The organism is Pseudomonas cyclaminis (genome assembly GCF_015163715.1).
In the GTDB taxonomy this organism is placed as follows: domain Bacteria; phylum Pseudomonadota; class Gammaproteobacteria; order Pseudomonadales; family Pseudomonadaceae; genus Aquipseudomonas; species Aquipseudomonas cyclaminis.
The window spans coordinates 1-4,907 of sequence record NZ_JADDUM010000279.1; the positions used below are offsets into that span (position 1 = coordinate 1).

Genomic DNA, 4,907 nt, shown 5'->3' on the forward strand with positions numbered 1-4,907 from the left:
CAAGCCCCTCCCACACTTGGACCTCAATCAGTCCAGGTCACTTGCGTCATGGCGTTCGGGCAACTGCTCTTCGCCCGCACCCGGTTCACCCGCCGCCCCCGCTGCACCGCCGGCCGCGCATCAATCGCGTCCGCCCAGCGCTGCACATGCTTGTATTCGTGTACCGACAGAAATTCCGCCGCGCCATACAAACGGCCTTTGACCAACCCGCCATACCACGGCCAGATCGCAATGTCGGCAATGGTGTATTCGTCTCCGGCAATGTATTCGCTGACCGCCAGGCGTTTATCCAGCACGTCCAACTGACGCTTGGCCTCCATGGCGAAGCGGTTGATCGGGTATTCCATCTTGCTCGGCGCATACGCATAGAAATGCCCGAAGCCACCGCCCAGGTACGGCGCGCTGCCCATCTGCCAGAACAACCATGACAAACACTCCGCACGGGCTGCAGGTTCGGTGGGGAAGAACGCGCCGAACTTCTCGGCCAGGTACTGCAGGATCGCGCCGGACTCGAATACACGAATCGGCGTGGCGCCGCTGTGGTCCATCAAGGCCGGGATCTTGGAGTTCGGATTGACCCCGACAAAGCCGCTGCCAAACTGGTCGCCGTCGCCGATCTTGATCAGCCAGGCGTCGTATTCCGCACCGCTGTGCCCCAGGGCCAGCAGCTCTTCGAGCAGGATCGTGACCTTCTGCCCATTGGGCGTGGCCAGGGAATACAGCTGCAACGGGTGCTTGCCGATGGGCAGTTGTTTGTCGTGGGTAGCACCGGCGATGGGCCGGTTGATGCTGGCGAAGGTGCCGCCGCTTTCGGTGTCCCAGGTCCAGACTTTCGGGGGTACATATTCGGTCATGCTTACGACTCCAGAAGCGTTTGCGATCAACGAAGCGTTTCAGACTAAACCAAAGACGGGTGGTGCGTCACACTCCCCGCCGCAGCGTGCCGGGGCACCTGCACTCGCAGGGCGATCAACAATGCCGCCAACAGCATCAAGCAACCCGCACCCACAAACACCCCGTCGATGCCGGCGGCACTGAACATCGCGCCGCCGCCCGCCGCCCCCGCCGCGATTGCCGATTGCACCGAAGCGACCACCATGCCGCCGGCGCTTTCCGCCTGATCCGGCACCGCACGGGCCACCCAGTTGGACCACGCCACCGGCACACCGCCGAAGGCCATGCCCCACAGTGCCAGGAGCAATGCCTGGCCCGGCAGTGACGCGGGCAGCATCACCAGGGCCAATGCAGCGACGCCCACCAGGACCGGCATCAACACCAGGGTTCCCCGTGGGTTGCGCACCAGCAACCATCCGGCCAACAGCGTGCCGACAAAATTCGCCGTGCCAAACCCCAGCAGCATCAACGCCAGCCCTTGGGGGTCGACCCCGGTGGTGCTTTCCAGAAACGGGCGAATGTAGGTAAACAGCGCGAAGTGCCCGGTGTGCACCAACACGCAGCCGAACATACCGATGGCAATGCCGGGGCGCAGCAGTACATCCAGCACGGTGCGCAGGCGTGCAGTGCCGCTGGGTGCCAGGCGCGGCAGCGTGAACAGCTGGAACGCCAGGGTCACCACGCCGACGGCGGCCGCCGCCACAAATGCACTGCGCCAGCCGTACAGGCCACCCAGGTAGCTGCCCAACGGCACCGCGACGACGGTACCCACCGCAATGCCGCTGAAGATGATCGACAGCGCACGGGGCAGCAGCGCCGCCGGTACCAGACGCATCGCCACGGCCGCCGCCATGCTCCAGAAACCGCCGAGGGCAATGCCCAGCAGGATGCGCATCAACAACAGCACCAGGAGGCTGGACGAGAACGCCACCAGCAGGTTGGACGCAATCATCAGCGTGGAGAACCCCAGCAGCACCAGGCGCCGGTCGATGCCGCGCGTCAGGCCGGGCACCAGCAAACCGGCGAACAACGCCACTACCGCCGTGACCGTGACCGCTTGCCCGGCCAACGCTTGCGACACGCCCAGGTCCAAGGCCATCGGCGTCAGCAGGCTGGCCGGCAGGTACTCCGCCGTGAGCAGGCCGAACACGCCCATCGCCAGGGAAAACACCGCCATCCACGCCGGTGTGGTTGGCTCTACCCTGCCATCAACAGGGGCATGGGACACACAATCATTCATCACAAGACATCCTCAGGCATTAACGTGACGGCCAGTCTAGGTTCCCCCATCAGGATGATCTATGATTCAAACCCTTGAATTCTTGACCGAAACCCCGAGCATGCCAGCCGACAACGCGTTCACCCTGTCCTCCGAGCTGATCAACGAACTGCTGCGCAGCATGCGCCTGCGCGGCGTGCAGTACCGGCGCATCCAGGCCGGGCCGGTGTTCGGCATCAGCTTTGCGGCCAAGCCGGGCCATGCGTACTTCCATTTTCTGGCCGCCGGCTGCGCGACCCTGCGCCTGCACGACGGCAGCCTCTTTGAGTTGTCGGCCGGCAACGCGGTGTTTATCGCCCACGGTGGCGCCCACGCGCTGTTATCCAAACCGGATGATCCCGTGCAGGACATCGCCAGCTTCGACGCCGCACCGCTGGGCGATACCGTCTGCGCGGTGAATGCCTCGCCCGACGCGGCCTCCAGCACCCTGCTGTTCAGTGCCTGCATGGAGTTCGAACTCGACAGCATCCAGGGCCTCGGCAACTTGATGCCGGATTTGATGCTGATCGACGCCGCAGGCCAGCGTTACCCCGGCCTGATGCCGATCCTGGCGGTGATGGAACGCGAAGTCTCCAGTGCCCGCGTCGGTTATGCCGGCATCCTTGCGCGCCTGGCCGATGTGGTGGCGGCGATGATCGTGCGGGGCTGGGTCGAGTGCGCCTGCGCCAATGCGTCGGGCCTCGCGGCCGCCTTGCGCGACACCCGCCTGGCCGGTGCCCTGCTCGCCCTGCACCAGCAGCCGGGGCGCGACTGGAGCGTGGCCGAGCTGGCGGCGCACTGTCATACCTCACGCTCGGTGTTCGCGGATCGTTTCCAGGCGACCCTGGGGGTTCCCCCGTTGCGTTACGTGACCGAACTGCGCATGCGCCTCGCCAGCCAGTGGCTGACCCTGGAGCGACTGCCCATCGAAGAAGTGGCGTACCGCCTCGGCTATACCTCCCAGGCGGCCTTCAGTCGCGCCTACAAACGCATTACCGGGCAACCGCCGGGCGCCAGCCGCCAGGGCTTCAGGAGTGCGGTATGAGCGCCGGGCTTGAAGACATCCTCGTTGCGCCGGGTGGCCGAGTGCCCTTAATCTCTTGAGCTCGTCACCCTGATAGCAATGGAGGCTTCATGAAACTGGTCGGCATGCTGGACTCGCCTTACGTACGGCGCGTAGCCATTTCCCTGGACTTATATGGGATTGAATTCGTGCATGAGCCTTTGTCGGTGTTTCGCACCTACGCGGAATTTGCCGAGATCAACCCGGTGGTCAAGGCGCCCACCCTGGTGCTGGACGATGGAACGGTGTTGATGGATTCGAGCCTGATCCTCGACTATCTGGAAACCCTGGCGCCCGCTGATAAAAAACTCTTGCCCCGGCAACCTGCCGCCCTCGCCCGCGACCTGCATGCGCTGGGGCTGGCGTTGGCGGCTTGCGAGAAGAGCGTGCAAATCGTTTATGAACACAACCTGCGTCCGGCCGAGAAACAGCATGCGCCTTGGCTCGAAAGGGTCAGCGGGCAATTGCTCGCCGCCTACGGGTTGCTGGACAAACACCTGGCCCAGGCCAGCGGTGAAGCACTGACCCAGGCATCGTTGACGGCGGCCGTGGCATGGTCGTTCAGCCAGTTCACCGTGGCGTCGGTGGTCAAGGCCGATGCGTTCCCGAACCTGCAACGGCATGCCGAGCGGCTGGAGCAGCATCCGGCGTTCAAGCGTTATCCAATCGCCTAAGCCCCCTCCCACATTGGCCTGGGTTGCATGAAGGATTGAGTCAGGCTCAAACCCACCCGCCATCCACAATAAAGTTTTGTGCCGAACACATCGCCGAGGCATCCGAGGCGAGGAACAATGCCATATTGGCGATGTGTTCCGGCAGCACGCTGCCGGGCAGGCACTGGCTGCGGGCGATCAGTTCCTTGGCCGCGTCGTCCACCCACATCGCCAATTGCTTCTCGGTCATGACCCAGCCTGGCACCAGCGTGTTGACGCGAATGCGGTGAGGTCCCAGCTCCCGCGCCAAGCCTCGGGTCATGCCGTGGGCGGCGGCCTTGCTGGCGGCGTATACCGGGTAGCCGGCGGAGGCCATCATCCAGCCAACCGAGCCCAGGTTGATGATCGCTCCGCCACCGGCCGCTTTCATCATCGGCACCACCGCCTTGGCCGCAAAGAAGGCATGCTTGAGGTTGACCGAGATCAGCTTGTCGAAGGTGTCCGAGTCCACTTCTTCCAGGGTGTGGCGCACGTCATTGGCGGCGTTGTTCACCAGCACGGTGATCGGCCCTAATGAATGCTCGAAACGCTCGATGGCGGCCTTGTAGGCAATCTCATCGGTGATGTCACAGCACACGAACTCCACGGTATGCCCCGTTGAACTCAGCAACGCTGCCAGGCGTTCGCCCTGGCTTTGTGCGCGGTCCACAAAGCGACCTTGGCACCCTGCGCGGCAAAGGCCCGCACCATGAACTCGCCGATGCCCGAGGCACCGCCAGACACCAGCACGGTTTTGCCTTCAAGGTCGGGATAAACAGCCTGTGCAGTACTCATATAACGGTTGCCTCGATCAATTAGTCTTATTTTATTTTACGAAATCGGCGTTAAAGGCTATAAATTCGCTGTCACACCGACAAAATATCGCTATTAGTAGAACTATTCCACTCAAAACAACAAAAGGAAGTTCGACCATGAAGCACCCTCGATACCTGCTCTCGGGCCTCGCCATGTCCCTGCTGGTTGCCAGCGGCGGCGCCCA

The 4,907-nt window shown here is 63.2% G+C and carries 3 protein-coding genes and 2 pseudogenes; 2 read left to right on the plus strand and 3 right to left on the minus strand.

Annotated features, from left to right (window positions below; translation table 11 throughout):
* Positions 1-27: 27 nt before the first annotated feature.
* Positions 28-854: pseudogene (yghU, locus tag IQK56_RS28115) on the minus strand (glutathione-dependent disulfide-bond oxidoreductase).
* 44 nt (positions 855-898) lie between these two features.
* Positions 899-2,134, minus strand: coding sequence for an MFS transporter (locus tag IQK56_RS28120; RefSeq protein ID WP_150675241.1), 1,236 nt, complete (start codon positions 2,132-2,134; stop codon positions 899-901).
* A 100-nt stretch (positions 2,135-2,234) separates the two neighbouring features.
* Between IQK56_RS28120 and IQK56_RS28125 the strand changes: the two genes are divergently transcribed.
* Both IQK56_RS28125 and IQK56_RS28130 read left to right on the plus strand, forming a co-directional pair.
* On the plus strand, positions 2,235-3,197 hold the full coding sequence (locus tag IQK56_RS28125; RefSeq protein ID WP_122305860.1) for an AraC family transcriptional regulator: 963 nt from the start codon (positions 2,235-2,237) through the stop codon (positions 3,195-3,197).
* 89 nt (positions 3,198-3,286) lie between these two features.
* Entirely contained in the window at positions 3,287-3,889 is a 603-nt protein-coding gene (locus IQK56_RS28130; RefSeq protein WP_150675240.1) for a glutathione S-transferase family protein, read from the plus strand.
* A 46-nt stretch (positions 3,890-3,935) separates the two neighbouring features.
* Here the strand turns inward: IQK56_RS28130 and IQK56_RS28135 are convergent.
* A pseudogene (locus IQK56_RS28135) lies at positions 3,936-4,702 on the minus strand (SDR family NAD(P)-dependent oxidoreductase).
* Between the last annotated feature and the right edge of the window lie 205 nt (positions 4,703-4,907).